Genomic DNA, 16,332 nt, shown 5'->3' on the forward strand with positions numbered 1-16,332 from the left:
CTGCGACAGGCTCGTTCCCCCGCCCCGCCCACCACCGCGGCGTCGCCCCGCGCAGCAGGTCAGTCGCGGGCCAGGCCGAAGCGGGCCATCAGGCCCGGGCGTTCGTCCGCCGCCACCGAGGCCGCGCCGTCCGTCACCGTCTCGTAGACCGCGAGGATGTCCGCGCCGACGGTCGACCAGTCGAAGCGCCGCACGTGCGCGCTCCCCCGCGCGCTCAGCTCCGTGCGCCTGTCCGGTGAGCCCAGCAGCCGGATCGCCGCCGAAGCCAGCGCGTCCGCGTCCTCGTTGGTGAAGAGTTCGCCCGCCGCGCCCTGGTCCAGGACCTGGGCGAACGCGTCGAGGTCCGAGGCCAGCACCGCCGCGCCCGCCGACAGCGCCTCGACCAGGATGATGCCGAAGCTCTCGCCACCGGTGTTGGGCGCGACGTACACGTCGACGCTGCGCAGCAGCCGTGCCTTGTCCTCGTCGCTGACCATCCCGAGGAACTCGACGCGCGAGCGCATCTCCGCCGGGAGGGACGCGACGGCCTCCTCCTCGTCACCGCGTCCCGCGACCAGCAGCCGCGTCCCCGGCCGCTCGGCCAGGATCTTCGGCAGGGCCCGCATCAGGACCGGCAGTCCCTTGCGGGGCTCGTCGATACGGCCGATGAACCCGAGCGTCTCCCCCTGCCACTGCGCCTTCGGCTCGGCCCGCGCGAAGAAGTCGACGTCGACGCCGTTGGGGATGACCACCGCGTCACCGCCGAGGTGTTCCACGAGCGTGCGCCGTGCGTACTCGCTGACCGCGATCCGCGCGTTGATCTTCTCCAGCGCGGGCTGCAGGATCGGGTACGCCGCGATCATCGCCCGCGAGCGCGGGTTCGACGTGTGGAAGGTGGCCACGATCGGCCCCTGCGCCGCCCAGCAGGACAGCAGTCCCAGCGACGGCGAGGCGGGCTCGTGGATGTGGATCACGTCGAACGTGCCGTCGTGCAGCCAGCGCCGTACCCGCGCCGCCGAGAGGAAGCCGAAGTTGAGCCGGGCGACCGAGCCGTTGTACGGCACAGGCACGGCACGGCCCGCGGAGACGACGTACGGCGGCAGCGGAGTGTCGTCGTCCGCGGGGGCGAGGACGGACACCTCGTGCCCGAGGCGGATCAGATGTTCCGCGAGGTCCCTGATGTGGAACTGGACGCCCCCGGGAACGTCCCACGAGTAGGGGCAGACGATGCCGATCCTCACGCCGGACGCCCCTCCCTGTCCTCGCGGACCTCCAGGTCCGCGAGCCACAACCGCTGCAGCATGTGCCAGTCCTCCGGGTGGTCGGCGATTCCCGTGGCGAAGGCGTCGGCCAGCGCCTGTGTCATCACAGACGTCTTCTCCTCCCGCGTACCTGTCTCGGGCACGTCGATCGGCGGGTGGATCCGGCCCTTCATCGTCGATGAGCCGTCGTACCAGAGGGTGGCGGGCATCAGCAGCGCCCCGGTCTGCTGGGCGAGCAGTGCGGGCCCCGCGGGCATCCGGGCGGTCTCGCCGAAGAACTTCACCTCGACGCCCGAGGCGGACAGATCGCGGTCGGCCACCAGGCACACCACGCCGCCGTCGCGCAGCCGCCGCGCGAGGGTGCCGAAGGCGGAGCCGCCGGTGTGCGGCAGGACCTCCATGCCCAGCGACTCGCGGTAGGCGACGAACCGGTCGAACAGCGTCTCCGGCTTCAGCCGCTCGGCGACGGTCGTGAACGGTATGCCCTGGGCGCGGGTGAGCCAGACGCCGGCGAGGTCCCAGTTGGCGAGGTGCGGCAGCGCCAGGACGGCTCCCCTGCCCTCGGCGAGGCAGTCGGTGATGCGGTGCATGCCCTCCAGCTCGAAGCTGCGCCTGGCGCGCTCCTCGTCCCAGGTGGGCAGTCGGAAGGACTCCATCCAGTAGCGCATGTACGAGCGCATGCCGGCCTTCGACAGCTCGGCCAGCCGGTCGGCGCTCGCGTCGGGGACCACACGGGCCAGATTGGACTCCAGCCGCAGCACGCCCTTGCCGCGCCGCTTCCACACCGTGTCGGCGATGGAGCGTCCCAGCGCGGCGGCCACCGGCTCGGGGAGCTTCTTGACCGTTCCCCAGCCCAGCCCGTACAGCGCGTCCGTCAGCCGGTCCTTCATCACGCGGCCCCACTCCCCTCGGCGGACGCCGCAGCGTCCGCCTCCGTCGCCTCACGGCGTACCGTCACGACCCGCTGCCCCAGCGTCACCAGCGAGCCGACGGCCACGGCCCACAGCGCGATCGGCAGCAGGATGCCGATGCCGGGAACACCGAATCCCTGCAGCCCGGCGAGGCCCGCCGCGACCAGCGAGATCACGAGCCGCTCGGCCCGCTCCACCAGCCCGTTCACGGCCACCGGCAGCCCGATCGCCTCGCCGCGCGCCTTGGTGTACGAGACGACCTGACCGCTGGCGAGGCAGAAGATCGCGACCGCGCACAGCACGTTGTCGTCGCCCTTGCCCGCGTACCAGAGGGCGAAGCCGCCGAAGATGGCGCCGTCCGCGACCCGGTCCAGCGTGGAGTCCAGGAAGGCGCCCCAGCGGCTGGAGACCCCGGCCTGGCGGGCCATGTTGCCGTCGACCAGGTCGGAGAAGACGAACAGGGTGATCACGATCGTCCCCCAGAAGAACTCTCCGCGGGGAAAGAAGACCAGCGCGCCCGCCACCACTCCGGCCGTGCCGATGACGGTCACCGCGTCGGGGCTCACTCCGCGGCGTAGCAGAAACGCGGCGAACGGTGTGAGGACACGCGTGAAAAACGCACGCGCGTACTTGTTCAGCATGGCCTTCCCGAGGGGTCGGTGGGCCGAGCGGCCCCGATGGCCACCGGCGGCCCCATCGTAGCCACGCGTGTCCCGCACCAGCGGCCTGGCCCGGTCGCGTACGACGTATGGACGCACCATGACGGGAGTGGAAAGCTCGAAAGACACACCGCGGGCATCGCCGGAGCGCCCCCCGGGCTCCGGCCGGGGGTCTCCCCACGCGGCCCCCGGGTCCCGCGCCCTCACCTCACCGTGCAATCAGTCGGGAGGAACGAATCATGGGCGACAAGGCGAATGCACAGCCCGGAGCCGCCGGCAGGGCTACAACGGCCGACCGGCCGTCATCCGTACGGAACGTGGTGCTGGTCGGCCACAGTGGATCGGGCAAGACGACCCTGGTCGAAGCGCTGGCCCTGGCCGCGGGAGCGGTCAACCGGGCGGGCCGGGTCGAGGACGGGGGCACGGTCTCGGACTACGACGAGATCGAGCACCGTCAGCAGCGTTCCGTACAGCTCAGCCTCGTCCCGGTCGAATGGGGCGGGTACAAGATCAATCTGTTGGACACCCCCGGATACGCCGACTTCGTCGGGGAACTCAGGGCCGGTCTGCGAGCCGCGGACGCGGCCCTTTTCGTTGTCTCGGCCGCCCAGGAGGCCGATGCCGTCGCCGGTTCGACCCGCATGGTGTGGGAGGAGTGCGCGGCGGTCGGCATGCCCAGGGCGATCGTGGTCACGCATCTGGAGACGGCACGCACCGGGTACGAGGAGCTGACCGGGGTCTGCGGGCAGATCTTCGGCGGTGACGACCCCGACGCCGTGCTGCCGCTCTATCTGCCGCTGAACGGCCCGGAGGCGGCGGACGGGCACGCACCGGTCACCGGGCTGATCGGGCTGCTGTCGCAGAAGCTGTTCGACTACTCAGACGGCGGGCGCACCGAGCGGGCCCCGGATCCGGACCAGCTCCCGCTGATCGAGGAGGCCAGGAACCGGCTGATCGAGGGGATCATCGCGGAGAGCGAGGACGAGACCCTCATGGACCGCTACCTCGGCGGCGAGGAGATCGACCTCAAGACACTGATCGACGACCTGGAGAAGGCCGTCGCCCGGGGCGTGTTCCATCCGGTGCTGGCCGCGGCGCCCGCGACGAACGGGGCCAAGCAGGGGCTCGGCACTGTCGAGCTGCTGGATCTGATCACCGGCGGCTTCCCGACCCCGCTGGAGCGCGAGGCGCCGGCGGTCACCACCCCGGAGGGCCGGGAGCGGCCCGCGATCAGCTGCGACCCGGACGGGCCGCTGGTCGCCGAGGTGGTCAGGACCGCGTCCGACCCGTACGTCGGGCGGCTGTCGCTGGTGCGGGTCTTCTCCGGCACGCTGCGCCCCGACGAGACGGTGCACGTCTCGGGGCACGGACTGGCGGACCGGGGCCATGAGGACCACGACGTCGACGAGCGGATCGGCGCCCTCTCCTCGCCCTTCGGCAAGCAGCAGCGCACGGTCGGCGCGTGCATCGCGGGCGATCTCGCGTGCGTGGCGAAGCTGGCGCGCGCGGAGACCGGGGACACGATCTCGGCGAAGGACGATCCGCTGCTGATGGAGCCGTGGGCGATGCCGGACCCACTGCTGCCGCTGGCCATCCAGGCGCACAGCAAGGCCGACGAGGACCGGCTCTCGCAGGGGCTGGCGCGGCTGGTGGCCGAGGATCCGACGATGCGTCTCGAACAGAACCAGGACACGCACCAGGTGGTGCTGTGGTGTCTGGGCGAGGCCCATATGGACGTGGTGCTGGAGCGGCTGCGCAGCCGCTACGGGGTCCAGGTCGACGTGGTGCCGCACAAGGTGTCGCTGCGGGAGACCTTCGGCGGGCCGTCGGCGGGGCGCGGCCGGCACGTGAAGCAGTCGGGCGGTCACGGCCAGTACGCGATCTGCGAGATCGAGGTCGAGCCGCTGCCGCCCGGCTCCGGGATCGAGTTCGTCGACAAGGTCGTGGGCGGCGCGGTGCCGCGCCAGTTCATCCCGTCCGTCGAGAAGGGCATCCGGGCGCAGGCGGCGAAGGGCGTCGCGGCCGGGTATCCGCTCGTCGACATCAAGGTGACGCTGCTGGACGGCAAGGCGCACTCGGTGGACTCGTCGGACGCCGCGTTCCAGACGGCGGGCGCGCTGGCGCTGCGCGAGGCGGCGGGCGAGGCGCGCATCGATCTGCTGGAGCCGGTGGCCCAGATCCAGGTGATGGTGCCCGACGAGTACGTCGGCTCCGTGATGAGCGATCTGTCGGGGCGGCGCGGCCGGGTGGTCGGCACCGAACAGGCGGGCCAGGGCCGCACGCTCGTCCGGGCCGAGGTGCCGGAGATCGAGATCGGCCGGTACGCGGTGGACCTGCGGTCGATCTCGCACGGCACCGGCCGCTTCGACCGCACCTACGCCCGGCACGAGGCGATGCCCCCGCAACTCGCGGGCAGGATCCGCGAACAGGCCGAAGCGGGTTCCTAGGTCGCCTCTGACACGGCCTGGTTGAGCTGCCGCCCGCCGGATCCCCCAGCGGCGGGCGGCACTCGGGAGGGGCGCGCGGCCGGCGACCGGGTGCGCCCGGGTGCGCCCCGCAGGCGGTGCTGACGGGCGGGCCGCGGCCCCGATACGCTGTGGTGCCCAGCTCAGCAGGTGTGCGGGGCGCGGTAGTTGGGAACAGGCCGCAGTGCGGACGGATGCGGCGATGGGGGCGGTAGTGGCGGACCAGGCTTTCGATTTCTCTCCCGGGGCGCAGATCCCGCTGCAGGGCTCGGCCGGCCAGACGGCGGCGACACACGCCCTCGCCTCGGCCGCCTACCGTGACAGCCCGCTGGAGGAGATCCTCAAGGCCAACAACGAGCGGCACCAGTCCAAGGTGAAGAAGGGCAAGATCTCGCTCTTCGAGCCGAATCTGGGTGAGGCCTTCTCGCGTGCCGTGCAGGTGCGGATGCTCGGTGGGGCCCGTAAGCCGCTGATCCAGTCGTTCGGCACGGAGCCGCAGGCCGTGGTCGAGCACGCGCTCGCGGCGAGCCGGATCCGCAAGCAGCGCGACGCCCGGCTGACCGGCGTGATGGCGGTGTTCGGGCTGCTGTTCCTGCCCGGGGCGCTGCTGTGGGTCGGCGTGTTCCAGCTGCGCCGTACGCTCGCGGGGGCGAAGGACAAGAAGGCCGGGGCCCTGGGCACGGCGCTGCTGCTCGCGGTGGGGCTTCTCGCGGTCGTCTTCCTGATCAAGCTGCCGTTCACCGGATTCTGGGCGCTCTACCTGCGGGCCATGATCGTCGCCCCGGTCATCGGCTGGCTGATCGCGAAGCGCGTCTGCGAGTCCACGGCGAAGGACATGCGCGAGCGCTGGGACAGCCTGCTGTCCGGCGGCGGTATCGGCGCGAAGGTGCCGGAGGCCGTCCCCGGCAACCCGAACGAGACCGCGGCCGAGCAGCTGCGCCAGGGCCTGGAGAAGCTCACGGCCGAGCAGCAGTCGAACTCGGTCTTCTACGCCGGCCCCAAGGGGATACTCGGCATGGGCACCCGCTGGGGCAGCTGGCAGCTCGCCGAGGAGCTGGTGGCCAAGGAGCCGGCCAAGGAGTTCCACCAGTTCCGCAGCTGGGACGTCATCAAGGTCATCCACGACCAGCTGACCCTGCTGCGGCGCGGCCCGCTGAACACCGGTGGCTTCCCGGCCCCTTCGGTGAAGCACTGGATCGTGGTGCCGGTCGGGGAGGGCGCGACGGAGGTGGCCAGGCCCGAGGGGCAGAACGTGGACACGTTCCAGGTCAAGCGCCACGAGATACAGCGGATCTGCGACCACCAGCAGTTCGGCAGCGGGAACCGGCACTATCTGGGCGTCCAGTTCACCCTGTGGGACGGCCAGCTGGTCATCACGATGATGATCACGGTGACGGTGCTCTACGAGACGCTGCGCATCGAGGTGACCGGGCACGCGCTCGGCCCGGTGCACTCCCTGTTCACCACCAAGCCGAAGCCGAAGACCGTCGAGGTGGCCAAGACCGTCCGGTTCTGGGAGACCGTCGAGCGGCAGCTGCCGCTCGTCGAGACGACCGAGGTGGTCAGGCTCATGGTCCGGGCGCCGTTCACCTGGTATCCGCCGCTGCTGGACTTCCTCGGCGGGAAGCTCGTGCTGCCCGAGCCGTTCGGGCTCCGGCACGCCTGGGCGGAGCAGCCCTGGCGGCACCGGTTCATGGCGGACGACGCGATGCGCGCGGCGACACCGGTGCTGCGGGTGGCGCACGCCGCGGCGATGCGGGTGCTGGAGGAGAACGGGGTGGACACCGAGCGCTTCACCAACCGCTCGTCCTTCCTCAGCACCGGCGTGCAGGACCCCATGCCGCGCAAGGCCGACGCGTACGACGCCTGACGGCCTCGGCCCGCCCGCGCGGCGCTCCCGGGAGTGCTACGCGGGCGGCCAGGCGTCCGCGAGCATCTTCCGCGTGTCGGCGAGGAGTTGGGGCAGCACCTTCGTGTGGCCGACGACCGGCATGAAGTTGGTGTCACCGCCCCAGCGCGGCACGACGTGCTGGTGCAGATGGGCGGCGATACCGGCCCCGGCCACCGAGCCCTGGTTCATGCCGATGTTGAAGCCGTGTGCCCCGGAGGCGGTCCGCAGCGCCGTCATCGCCCGCTTCGTGAAGGCGGCGAGCTCGGCGGTCTCGGCCTCGTCGAGGTCCGTGTAGTCCGCGACGTGCCGGTAGGGCACCACCATGAGGTGCCCGCCGTTGTACGGGTACAGGTTGAGCACGGCGTAGACGGTGTCGCCGCGCGCGATGACGAGTCCGTCCTCGTCGGACTTGGCGGGGATGGAGCAGAAGGGGCAGCCGTCGTCGGCCCCGGGCCCGGTCGGCTTGTTCTCGCCCTGGATGTAGGCCATCCGGTGGGGCGTCCACAGACGCTGGAAGGCGTCCTGGATGCCGACTCCGATCTGCTGCTCCGGCTCACTCGTCATGTGGTGCAGCATATGACTTCGCCCGTACGGAGCGTGTCGCCGGGGGCGGACCCGGCCGGCTCCCGGCGATGCTGGCCGGATGGACGTCGACGAGGCAGAAACTCCGCTGGCCCGCTGGGAGCAGCGGGCCGAGCTCCCCCTCTTCTGGGCCTCGCTGGTCTTCCTGGCCGCGTACTCGGTGCGGATCCTGGCTCACGAGGTGGACAGGATCTGGCGCGAGCTCGCCTTCGCGACGATGTTGCTGATGTGGCTGATCTTCGCGGCCGACTTCGTGGTGCGCCTGCGGCTGAGCGGCCAGCGACTGCACCGGTTCCTGCGGACGCACTGGCTGGACGCGGTGGTGCTGCTGCTGCCGCTGCTGCGCCCGCTGCGGCTCGTGAAGCTGTACACCACGCTCCAGCGCCGGCGGGACCAGGCGGTCCTCAGCCTGTACGTGCGGGTGATCGTCTATGCGGGGCTGGGCGCCGTGCTGCTCGGCTGGGCCGGGGCGCTCGCGGTCTACCACCAGGAGCGGACCGCGCCCGGAGCGACGATCGTCACCTTCGGGGACGCGATCTGGTGGGTGTGCGAGACGCTGACCACCGTCGGGTACGGCGACGTCACGCCCGTGACCACGTGGGGGCGGATCATCGCGGTCGGGCTGATGATCTGCGGGCTGGCCCTGCTCGGAGCGGTGACCGGCTCGTTCTCGTCCTGGCTGATCCAGGTCTTCACACGGGAGGACGAGAAGAGGCCCCCGGAGGACGGGCGTCCTCCGGGGGCTCCTTCTTCCTGAGCCGCGGCAGCCGCCGGGGCTCAGGAACCGCCTCACATGTGGGTGCGCTCCGCGACGACCTTCGCGATCTTGGCGATGGCCTCGTCGACCGGGATGCCGTTCTCCTGCGACCCGTCGCGGTAGCGGAACGACACCGCGCCGTTCTCCATGTCCTCGTCGCCCGCGATGACCATGAAGGGCACCTTCTGCTTCTGGGCGTTGCGGATCTTCTTCTGCATCCGGTCCGAGGAGGCGTCCACCTCGACGCGCAGGCCCTGCTTCCTCGCCGTGGCGGCGAACTCCTGCAGATACGGGACGTGGGCGTCGCCGATCGGGATGCCGAGCGCCTGGACCGGCGCCAGCCAGGCCGGGAACGCACCCGCGTAGTGCTCGAGCAGCACCGCGAAGAAGCGCTCGATGGAGCCGAACAGCGCCCGGTGGATCATGACGGGACGCTGCTTGGTGCCGTCGGGGCCGGTGTACTCCAGGTCGAAGCGCTCCGGCAGGTTGAAGTCGAGCTGGACCGTCGACATCTGCCAGGTACGGCCGATCGCGTCCTTCGCCTGGACGGAGATCTTCGGGCCGTAGAAGGCCGCGCCGCCCGGGTCGGGGGTGAGCGGGAGGCCCTGCTTCTCGGCCACCTGCCGCAGCACCTCGGTGGCCTCCTCCCAGACCTCGTCGGAGCCGACGAACTTGTTCGGGTCCTTGGTGGACAACTCCAGGTAGAAGTCGGTCAGGCCGTAGTCACGCAGCAGGTCCAGGACGAAGGTGAGGGTGGAGTCCAGCTCCTCCGCCATCTGCTCCTTGGTGCAGTAGATGTGCGCGTCGTCCTGGGTGAAGCCGCGGGCCCGGGTCAGACCGTGCACGACGCCCGACTTCTCGTACCGGTACACGGTGCCGAACTCGAAGAGACGCAGCGGCAGTTCACGGTAGGAGCGGCCGCGCGCGTCGAAGATCAGGTTGTGCATCGGGCAGTTCATGGGCTTGAGGTAGTAGTCCACGCCCTCGTCGAGCTGCATGGGGGGGTACATGCCCTCGGCGTACCAGTCCAGGTGGCCCGACTTCTCGAACAGCTTGCCCTTGGTCGCGTGCGGCGAGTACACGAACTCGTAGCCGTGCTCCTCGTGGCGCTTGCGCGAGTAGTCCTCCATGACCCGGCGGATGACACCGCCCTTGGGGTGGAAGACGGCGAGCCCGGAACCGACCTCGTCGGGGAACGAGAACAGGTCCAGCTCGTTGCCCAGCTTGCGGTGGTCGCGCTTCTCGGCCTCGGCGAGGAAGTCCAGGTGGGCCTTCAGCTCCTCCTTGGACGGCCAGGCGGTGCCGTAGATGCGCTGCAGCATCGGGTTCTTCTCGCTGCCACGCCAGTAGGCGGCCGCGTTGCGCATGAGCTTGAACGCCGGGATGTTGCGGGTGGTGGGCAGGTGGGGACCGCGGCAGAGGTCCTTCCAGCACAGCTCACCGGTCTTGGCGTCCAGGTTGTCGTAGATCGTCAGCTCGCCGGCGCCCACCTCGACGTCCGCGCCGTCGTCGTGCGAGGCGGAACCCTTGATGCCGATGAGCTCCAGCTTGTACGGCTCGTCCGCGAGCTCCTCGCGGGCGGCCTCGTCGGTGACGACGCGCCGCGAGAAGCGCTGGCCGCGCTTCTGGATCTCCTGCATCTTCTTCTCGACGGCCTTGAGGTCCTCGGGCGTGAACGGCTTCTCGACGTCGAAGTCGTAGTAGAAGCCGTCCCGGACCGGCGGGCCGATGCCGAGCTTGGCCTCGGGGAACAGCTCCTGCACGGCCTGCGCCATCACGTGCGCGGTGGAGTGGCGCAGGATGTTGAGGCCGTCCTCGGAGGAGATCTCGACGGGCTCGACGGCGTCGCCGTCCCGCACCTCGTACGCGAGGTCCTTCAGCTCACCGGCCACGCGCGCGGCGATGACGGTGCGCTCGCCGGGGAAGAGCTCGGCTGCCGTGGTGCCCGTGGTCACCACGCGCTCTTCCCGCTCGGAATCGCGTTGGATGATCACACGGACGTCTGACACCGGTCTCTCCTGTCTGGTGGGAAGCACGCGCTGACATCTTGCGCACGCACTACGTCATGCTACCGAGCCGCACGCCTGCCTCGCGAAACGGTTCTCGCGGCGCGGACCGGGCCGGGCGGGCGCCTGCGGCGGGCTTCGCCCACGGCTCTCCCCTCCCCTGTACGGCCTGCGGCCGGGTCACGGGGTACGGGGACATCGCCCGTCCTGGTCAGTCGTCGCCTCCGCAGGCGTCCTCGAAGAAGTCGAGGTTCTCGTGGAGCGCCTTCATCAGTCGGTCCCGCTCCGCCTCGTCCACCTGGACCGGGACGACCCCCGTCGCGTCGGAGAGCCTCCGGAACCCGCCGCGGCTCTCCAGCCGGCCGATGACGCGGATGGGCAGGCCCACCAGGTGCGCGTGGCCGGCCGTGCGGTACGACTCCTCGTCGAGGACCGCCCGGACGTGCGGCACCTCCGCGCCCGCGAGCACCCGCAGCCGGACCGTGCCCTCGCCGCGCGGGCCGGAGCGGCGCATCCGGACCACCGTGCCGGTGATGCGGACGGGTACGGACGGCTCGTCCCGCAGCAGACGGGCACCGGCCTCGCGCAGCGCCGGCAGATCGCCCGGGGAGAACTCCACGGCCTCGGGGCGCGCGGCGCACCCGTCCGGCACCCCGAGCGCCGGCGACCAGGCCAGCGCGATCCGGGCCCCTTCGGAGCCGCGCACCAGGGCGACGAGGGCCTCGGTCAGCTCGCGGCTGACACCGGCCTCGACGGCGGTGTCGAAGGCCTCCATCCCGCCGGTGGCCCGCTGGTAGTCGACGGCCTCGCGGGTGGCGTGCAGGGCGTGGTGGAGCCGTACGACGACGGAGCGGCCGGACTCCGCCGGCACGAAGGCGGTGAGCCCGCGGCCCCCCGGAGCCGGCCCCACCAGCACGCCCTCCAGCGTCGCCTGCGCCTGGCGGCGGTGCCGCGCCCCGTAGTACCCGGCCCGCCCTCGTGCGGCGAGCGCCCCCGCGAGCAGCAGTTGCCGCGCCGCTGACCGCAGTTGTTCCTGGACGGCCCAGGCCGCCGCACCCGAGGGGCCCTGCGGGACGTCCCGCCACCAGCGGATCTCGTCGCTGGGGACGGCGAGCCCGACGAGCACCTCCCGGGCGGAGGGCGCGGCGGAGCGGGCGAGAGCGGTGAGCGCCTCGCCCAGCAGGTCCTCGCAGTCGGGGAAGGCCCGGCTCTCCGGGACGAGCAGGCTGGTGCGGCCGGCGGCGGGACCGGGCGGCGTCCAGCGGGCGTAGCGCCCGGCCGCTCCGCCGCGCCGCCGCCAGCCGTGCCGGTCGAGCAGCGCTCCCAGCACGAGAGGGTCGACATGCGCGGGGTCGGGCCCCTCGCTGCCGTACCAGGGCGGCGGCACATCGTCGGGGAGCGGGAGCGGAAGGGGGTGCGGGTGGGCGAGCGGGCGCGAGCCGGCGGACGGCGGCACGGGCTCGTCGATCGGGCGGTGCGTCACGGTTTCCCTCCCGTCCCGACGCGGGTCATGATCTCGCACAGCGCCCGGTCGTCGAAGATGCGAGAGGTCGGGACGCGCACGGTGGTCCTGCGCCGGCCCGTCACCGGGTGGCCGGCCAGGTTGGTCCAGTAGCAGCAGTGCCGCAGGTCCAGCCGGTCGTGGCTGGCCCGCAGCCACTCGTCCTGGGTCCTCGGGACGATCATGACGACCAGGATCTTGTGCACCGACACGGGTGTGCGGGCCAGCTTCACCAGGTGCTCGTTGTCGAGGGTGAAGGAGAACGCCGGTCCTGGCGGATGCGGCGCGAGCTGGTAGGTGGCCTTCAGTTGCACCTTGATGGTGACTTCGTCGTCGACGGTGTGTCCGGGCGCGCTGTGGCTGACGTGCCAGTCGATCCCGTTGTCCGGGAACGGCTGGGACAGTGAGCAGCCGGCGGCGGCCGCGACGGCATGGAGATATCCCACCTGGAGGGTCTCCATGCAGGCGGTGGTGGCGAGTGCTCCGCGCAGCGGTACGGTCCGCTCGGGCAGCGCACCCGGTTCGGGCTGCGCGAGCGCCATGGCTCCGTCTGCCTTCCGGGCTGTGCCGATGATTGTCCCCACAACGGGGCGTCAACCTCGCGCCCCGTCACCTGTGTTGTCACCCCTCTGCGTACTGCGCAAACGGGGCGGGTATCACCGATTCGGGCAGGGGGATCTGACCATCTGCCCGGCACGGGCGAGGAGTTCGGGGATGACGCGCTGGTATGAAGGGCCCCTGGCCGCATTTGACACCGAGACAACTGGAGTGGACGTCGAGCAGGACCGGATGGTCTCCGCCGCGCTCGTCGTCCAGGATTCGCCGGGTGGACGCGTGCGCGTCACCGGCTGGCTGGTCAATCCGGGCATTCCGGTACCCGCCGAGGCAACGGCGGTGCACGGTCTGACGGAGGAGCATCTGCAGCGCAACGGCCGTTGGCCGGCGCCGGTGATGGAGGAGATAGGCCGGGCGCTGGCCGAGCAGTCCGCGGCGGGCCGGCCGATCGTGGTGATGAACGCGCCGTTCGATCTGACCCTGCTGGACCGCGAACTGCGCCGCCATCGCGCCTCGTCGCTGGCGCGCTATCTGGAGAACGTGCCGATGTGCGTTCTGGACCCGCGGGTCCTGGACAAGCATCTGGACCGTTACCGCAAGGGCCGTCGCACGCTCACGGACCTGTGTGAGCAGTACGGGGTCGAGTTGCAGGGCGCGCATGACGCGGCCGCCGACGCGGTCGCGGCCATGGAGGTCGTACGGGCGGTGGGGCAGCGGTTCGCCGCCCGCCTGGAGCGGCTGTCCCCGGCGGAGCTGCACACCCTGCAGGCCGTGTGGCACGCGGCGCAGGCGCGAGGGCTCCAGGCCTGGTTCGCCCGCAACGGTTCGGAGGAGTCGGTGGATCCGGCGTGGCCGCTGCGGCCGGAGATTCCGGCGCAGGCGGCGTGAGTCCGTGGGTCCGGGTGCCCGGCGGGTCACCCGGGCCCGGGGCTCATCCGGTGAAGCCCGCGGTGAACGGAACGGCCCGCGCGCAACGGGCCGGTGGCCGCGAACGCGTGAGGCCGGTCCGTCAACGGACGGACCGGCCTCTCCCGGTGGGCGATACTGGGTTCGAACCAGTGACCTCTTCGGTGTGAACGAAGCGCTCTCCCACTGAGCTAATCGCCCGGGAACGCACTGAACCATACAGGTACCGGCGGGTTTCCTTCAAACTCTCTCCGGCTCCCCACGAGGTGGGCGTGGACCGGCCGTACTCACTTCGATCCGAGTACCCGATCTGAGTATCCGCGCCCATTCCGGGGGCCTGTGGCCCGCGCCACACTCCACGCCATGGAGAACGCACCGCCACCCGCCGAGGAGCTACGACTCATCGACCGCGAGCTGGCTCAACTCGATGCCAGGCGGGCCCTGTTGCTGGCCCGCAGGGGCTGGCTGCTGCAGACGATACGAGCTGCCGCCGCGGCCCCGGCGGATCCCGCACGGACCGCGCGGCCGGACGCCGAGACCTCACCGCCGAGCGCGCAGAACGTCCTGCTCACACTCGGCGGCATCCTGCTGGCGGTCGCCGCCATCGCTTTCACCCTGGTCAGCTGGGGCCACCTGGGCATCGGTGGCCGCGCGCTCGTGCTGGGCGCCGTCACCGTCACGGCCCTGGCGACGCCCGCCCTGTTGCTGCGCAGGGGGCTCGTCTCCACCGCGGAATCGGTGGCGGCGCTCGGCCTGCTCCTGACCGTGCTCGACGCGTACGCACTGCACCGCGTGGCGTTCCCCGGGACGCATCCCGGGACGTACGCGGCCGTCGCGTCCGGCGTGCTCGCCGCGCTGTGGGCCGGGTACGGGCCTGCCCTCGGCACCCTGCGCCTGCCGGTGCCGGCCGCCGTCGTGGCCGCGCAGTTCCCGCTGCCGTTGTGGGCGCTGGCGGCCGGTTCGAGCCTCTGGGTCACCGCGTGGGCGACGCTGGCCACCGCCGCCCTCGACGTCGCGATCGCGCTCGCCGCGAAGCGGACGGACGTCCGGGTGCTCGGGATCCTGGGTGCCGTGACGACGGGCGGCTGGTCGCTGCTGACCGGCGGCCGGCTGTCGGTGTCGGCGCACAGCCCGTCCCTCGCGGTGGAACCGGCACTGCTGCTGCTCGCCGCCGCGGGCCTGGCCCTGTGCGCGGCATGGCGCGCGCCGGCGTCCGCGGTGGCGACCGCGGCGGTGGCCGGCCTGGCCTCGGTCGCGGGCGTCGGCGGCGTGCTCCGCGCGGCGCTGCCCGGGGAGTGGGCCGTGCCCGCGTATCTGCTGTGCGCCATCGTCCTGCTCGCCGCCGTACGGACCGGCGCACCGCACGGTGTGCGCACCGGGCTCGCGTACGCCTCGGGCGCCGTTCACGCCGCCTCGGCGATCTGGGCCGCGCCGGTCGTGATCCTCACGCTGCTGCGTCCCGCCGCCGTCCTCGAAGACGTCTGGTCCGGCGTCCCTGCCCAGGACGCGGCCCTGTGGGGCACGGTCGCCGCGCCCGTGGTGGCGGCCACGGTGGCCGTGGTGCTCCGGGCGGCGCCGCGCCTCCTCCCGGCCCTCGACCTCCCGCGTACCACCGCCGACTGCGCAGCCCTCGCCCTGGCCTGGTCGGCCGCGGTCGCCGTCCCGACGGCCCTGTCGCTGTCCTATGCGCCGACGCTGGTGCTCCAGCTCCTGACGGCCACGGCGGCGCTGGCCCTGGCGGTCCGCCCGCCGCGCACCGCTGAGGCCACCGGAACCGCGGGAACCGCAGAAGCAGCAGCGACCCCCGGAGCGTGGGGAACCCCGGGAACCCCGCCCGGCGCGTTCGCCGGGATCGCGCTCGCGTGCGGGCTGGCGTCCGGGACGAGCGCCGCGGTGCTCGGTCTGGCCACGCGGCCCGCGACGTTCGCCGTGCTCGGGATGCTGGTGGCCGTGAACGTGGCGGCAGCGCTGCTCGGGCGTGGCCTGCTGCGGGCCGTGGTCGCCTGTGGCGCGGTGGTGGGCACGGCGGGGCTCGTGGCGGCTGCCGCGGCCGCCGCGGGGCTCCCGGCGCACCAGGTCGCGCTCGCGCTGCTCGCCGTACCCGCGGCCGCCGCGCTGCTCGGGGCTCGCCTCGGCCGGCATCCGGTCGCGCTGCCGGTCGAGGCCACGGCCGCCGTCGCGGGGCTGCTCGCCATCGTCCTGGCGGTGCCGCACCCGCCCACGCTGGCCCTGGTGCTCGCCCTCGCGGGCGTCATCGCCGCGGGCACGTCGGTGCGGGCCGAGCGCAGGCCCGTAGCCGGGTATCTCGCCGCGGTGCTGTTCGTCGCGGCGACCTGGGTGCGGCTCGCCGCCTCGGGAGTGGAGTGGCCCGAGGCGTACACCCTGCCGGTGACCGTTCCCGCACTCGCCGTCGGCGCGCTGCGGCGCCGGCGGGACCCGCAGGCGTCCTCCTGGAGCGCGTACGGCCCGGGGCTCACCGCGACCCTGGTGCCCAGCCTCTTCGCGGCCTGGGGCGACACGCACTGGCTGCGTCCGCTGCTCCTGGGAGTGGCCGCGCTCGCGGTGACCCTGGCCGGTGCCCGGCTGCGGCTGCAGGCCCCGCTGGTCCTCGGCGGGCTGACGCTCGCCCTGGACACACTGCACGAACTCGCACCGTACGTCGTCCAGGTCGTCGATGCGCTGCCCCGGTGGCTGCCGCCCGCGCTCGCGGGGCTCCTGCTGCTGGCCGTCGGAGCGACGTACGAGCAGCGGCTGCGCGACGCCCGCCGGCTGCGGGACGGCCTGGGCCGGATGCGGTGACCCGTACCGCCGAACGGGTGAATGCCGAAGGCCCCGGAGACTCTCGGTCTCCGGGGCCT

At 72.3% G+C, this 16,332-nt stretch carries 12 protein-coding genes and 1 tRNA gene; 5 read left to right on the forward strand and 8 right to left on the reverse strand.

Going from position 1 to position 16,332, the window contains the following annotated elements; translation table 11 throughout:
- Nucleotides 1-59 precede the first annotated feature (59 nt).
- The 3 genes from OG766_RS05725 to pgsA are packed head-to-tail and all read right to left on the reverse strand — an operon-like array spanning nucleotide 60 to nucleotide 2,793.
- Nucleotides 60-1,220, reverse strand: a complete 1,161-nt coding sequence (locus OG766_RS05725; protein WP_266375761.1) for a glycosyltransferase family 4 protein — start codon at nucleotides 1,218-1,220, stop codon at nucleotides 60-62.
- Nucleotides 1,217-2,131 carry a phosphatidylinositol mannoside acyltransferase gene (locus OG766_RS05730; RefSeq protein WP_266375759.1) on the reverse strand — a complete coding sequence of 305 codons (915 nt, stop codon included), beginning with the start codon at nucleotides 2,129-2,131 and terminating at the stop codon, nucleotides 1,217-1,219. The genes OG766_RS05725 and OG766_RS05730 overlap by 4 nt, the downstream gene beginning before the upstream one ends.
- Nucleotides 2,131-2,793: a phosphatidylinositol phosphate synthase gene (gene pgsA / locus OG766_RS05735; RefSeq protein ID WP_266378240.1), complete on the reverse strand. Its 663-nt coding sequence runs from the start codon at nucleotides 2,791-2,793 to the stop codon at nucleotides 2,131-2,133. The genes OG766_RS05730 and pgsA overlap by 1 nt, the downstream gene beginning before the upstream one ends.
- Nucleotides 2,794-3,050: 257 nt before the next feature.
- On the opposite strand from pgsA, the gene OG766_RS05740 reads away from it, so the two are divergent.
- Together OG766_RS05740 and OG766_RS05745 are read left to right on the forward strand one after the other, a co-directional pair.
- Entirely contained in the window at nucleotides 3,051-5,258 is a 2,208-nt protein-coding gene (locus tag OG766_RS05740; protein ID WP_266375757.1) for an elongation factor G-like protein EF-G2, read from the forward strand.
- Nucleotides 5,259-5,490: 232 nt separating this feature from the next.
- On the forward strand, nucleotides 5,491-7,146 hold the full coding sequence (locus OG766_RS05745; RefSeq protein WP_266378237.1) for a hypothetical protein: 1,656 nt from the start codon (nucleotides 5,491-5,493) through the stop codon (nucleotides 7,144-7,146).
- A 36-nt stretch (nucleotides 7,147-7,182) separates the two neighbouring features.
- Here the strand turns inward: OG766_RS05745 and OG766_RS05750 are convergent, their stop codons facing one another.
- The gene (locus tag OG766_RS05750) at nucleotides 7,183-7,743 is read right to left on the reverse strand and encodes an HIT family protein (RefSeq protein WP_266375755.1); all 561 of its coding nucleotides are present in this window, start codon (nucleotides 7,741-7,743) and stop codon (nucleotides 7,183-7,185) included.
- A 67-nt stretch (nucleotides 7,744-7,810) separates the two neighbouring features.
- Between OG766_RS05750 and OG766_RS05755 the strand changes: the two genes are divergently transcribed.
- Entirely contained in the window at nucleotides 7,811-8,506 is a 696-nt protein-coding gene (locus tag OG766_RS05755) for a potassium channel family protein (protein WP_328724681.1), read from the forward strand.
- A 32-nt stretch (nucleotides 8,507-8,538) separates the two neighbouring features.
- Here the strand turns inward: OG766_RS05755 and thrS are convergent, their stop codons facing one another.
- From thrS to OG766_RS05770, 3 genes are all read right to left on the reverse strand, one after another.
- Complete coding sequence (gene thrS, locus OG766_RS05760) at nucleotides 8,539-10,515, reverse strand: threonine--tRNA ligase (protein ID WP_266375752.1); 1,977 nt, start codon at nucleotides 10,513-10,515, stop codon at nucleotides 8,539-8,541.
- A gap of 208 nt (nucleotides 10,516-10,723) precedes the next feature.
- The gene (locus tag OG766_RS05765; protein ID WP_443045447.1) at nucleotides 10,724-11,995 is read right to left on the reverse strand and encodes a hypothetical protein; all 1,272 of its coding nucleotides are present in this window, start codon (nucleotides 11,993-11,995) and stop codon (nucleotides 10,724-10,726) included.
- Entirely contained in the window at nucleotides 11,992-12,555 is a 564-nt protein-coding gene (locus OG766_RS05770; RefSeq protein WP_266375751.1) for a DUF4365 domain-containing protein, read from the reverse strand. Before OG766_RS05770 ends, OG766_RS05765 begins: the two co-directional genes overlap by 4 nt.
- A 172-nt stretch (nucleotides 12,556-12,727) precedes the next feature.
- Between OG766_RS05770 and OG766_RS05775 the strand changes: the two genes are divergently transcribed.
- Complete coding sequence (locus OG766_RS05775; protein ID WP_266375750.1) at nucleotides 12,728-13,456, forward strand: 3'-5' exonuclease; 729 nt, start codon at nucleotides 12,728-12,730, stop codon at nucleotides 13,454-13,456.
- A gap of 147 nt (nucleotides 13,457-13,603) precedes the next feature.
- Here OG766_RS05775 and OG766_RS05780 read toward each other — a convergent pair.
- Nucleotides 13,604-13,675 (reverse strand) — tRNA-Val (locus OG766_RS05780).
- A gap of 162 nt (nucleotides 13,676-13,837) precedes the next feature.
- On the opposite strand from OG766_RS05780, the gene OG766_RS05785 reads away from it, so the two are divergent.
- Nucleotides 13,838-16,273, forward strand: a complete 2,436-nt coding sequence (locus tag OG766_RS05785; RefSeq protein ID WP_328724682.1) for an SCO7613 C-terminal domain-containing membrane protein — start codon at nucleotides 13,838-13,840, stop codon at nucleotides 16,271-16,273.
- Nucleotides 16,274-16,332 lie beyond the last annotated feature (59 nt).

Source organism: Streptomyces sp. NBC_00259, from assembly GCF_036181745.1.
GTDB lineage: Bacteria > Actinomycetota > Actinomycetes > Streptomycetales > Streptomycetaceae > Streptomyces > Streptomyces pratisoli.

Coding starts and splice junctions, on each gene's coding strand:
- OG766_RS05730 (WP_266375759.1), bottom strand. CDS start 2,131: ATGAAGGACCGGCTGACGGACGCGCTGTACGGGCTGGGCTGGGGAACG.
- pgsA (WP_266378240.1), bottom strand. CDS start 2,793: ATGCTGAACAAGTACGCGCGTGCGTTTTTCACGCGTGTCCTCACACCG.
- OG766_RS05740 (WP_266375757.1), top strand. CDS start 3,051: ATGGGCGACAAGGCGAATGCACAGCCCGGAGCCGCCGGCAGGGCTACA.
- OG766_RS05750 (WP_266375755.1), bottom strand. CDS start 7,743: ATGCTGCACCACATGACGAGTGAGCCGGAGCAGCAGATCGGAGTCGGC.
- OG766_RS05755 (WP_328724681.1), top strand. CDS start 7,811: ATGGACGTCGACGAGGCAGAAACTCCGCTGGCCCGCTGGGAGCAGCGG.
- OG766_RS05770 (WP_266375751.1), bottom strand. CDS start 12,555: ATGGCGCTCGCGCAGCCCGAACCGGGTGCGCTGCCCGAGCGGACCGTA.
- OG766_RS05775 (WP_266375750.1), top strand. CDS start 12,728: ATGACGCGCTGGTATGAAGGGCCCCTGGCCGCATTTGACACCGAGACA.
- OG766_RS05785 (WP_328724682.1), top strand. CDS start 13,838: ATGGAGAACGCACCGCCACCCGCCGAGGAGCTACGACTCATCGACCGC.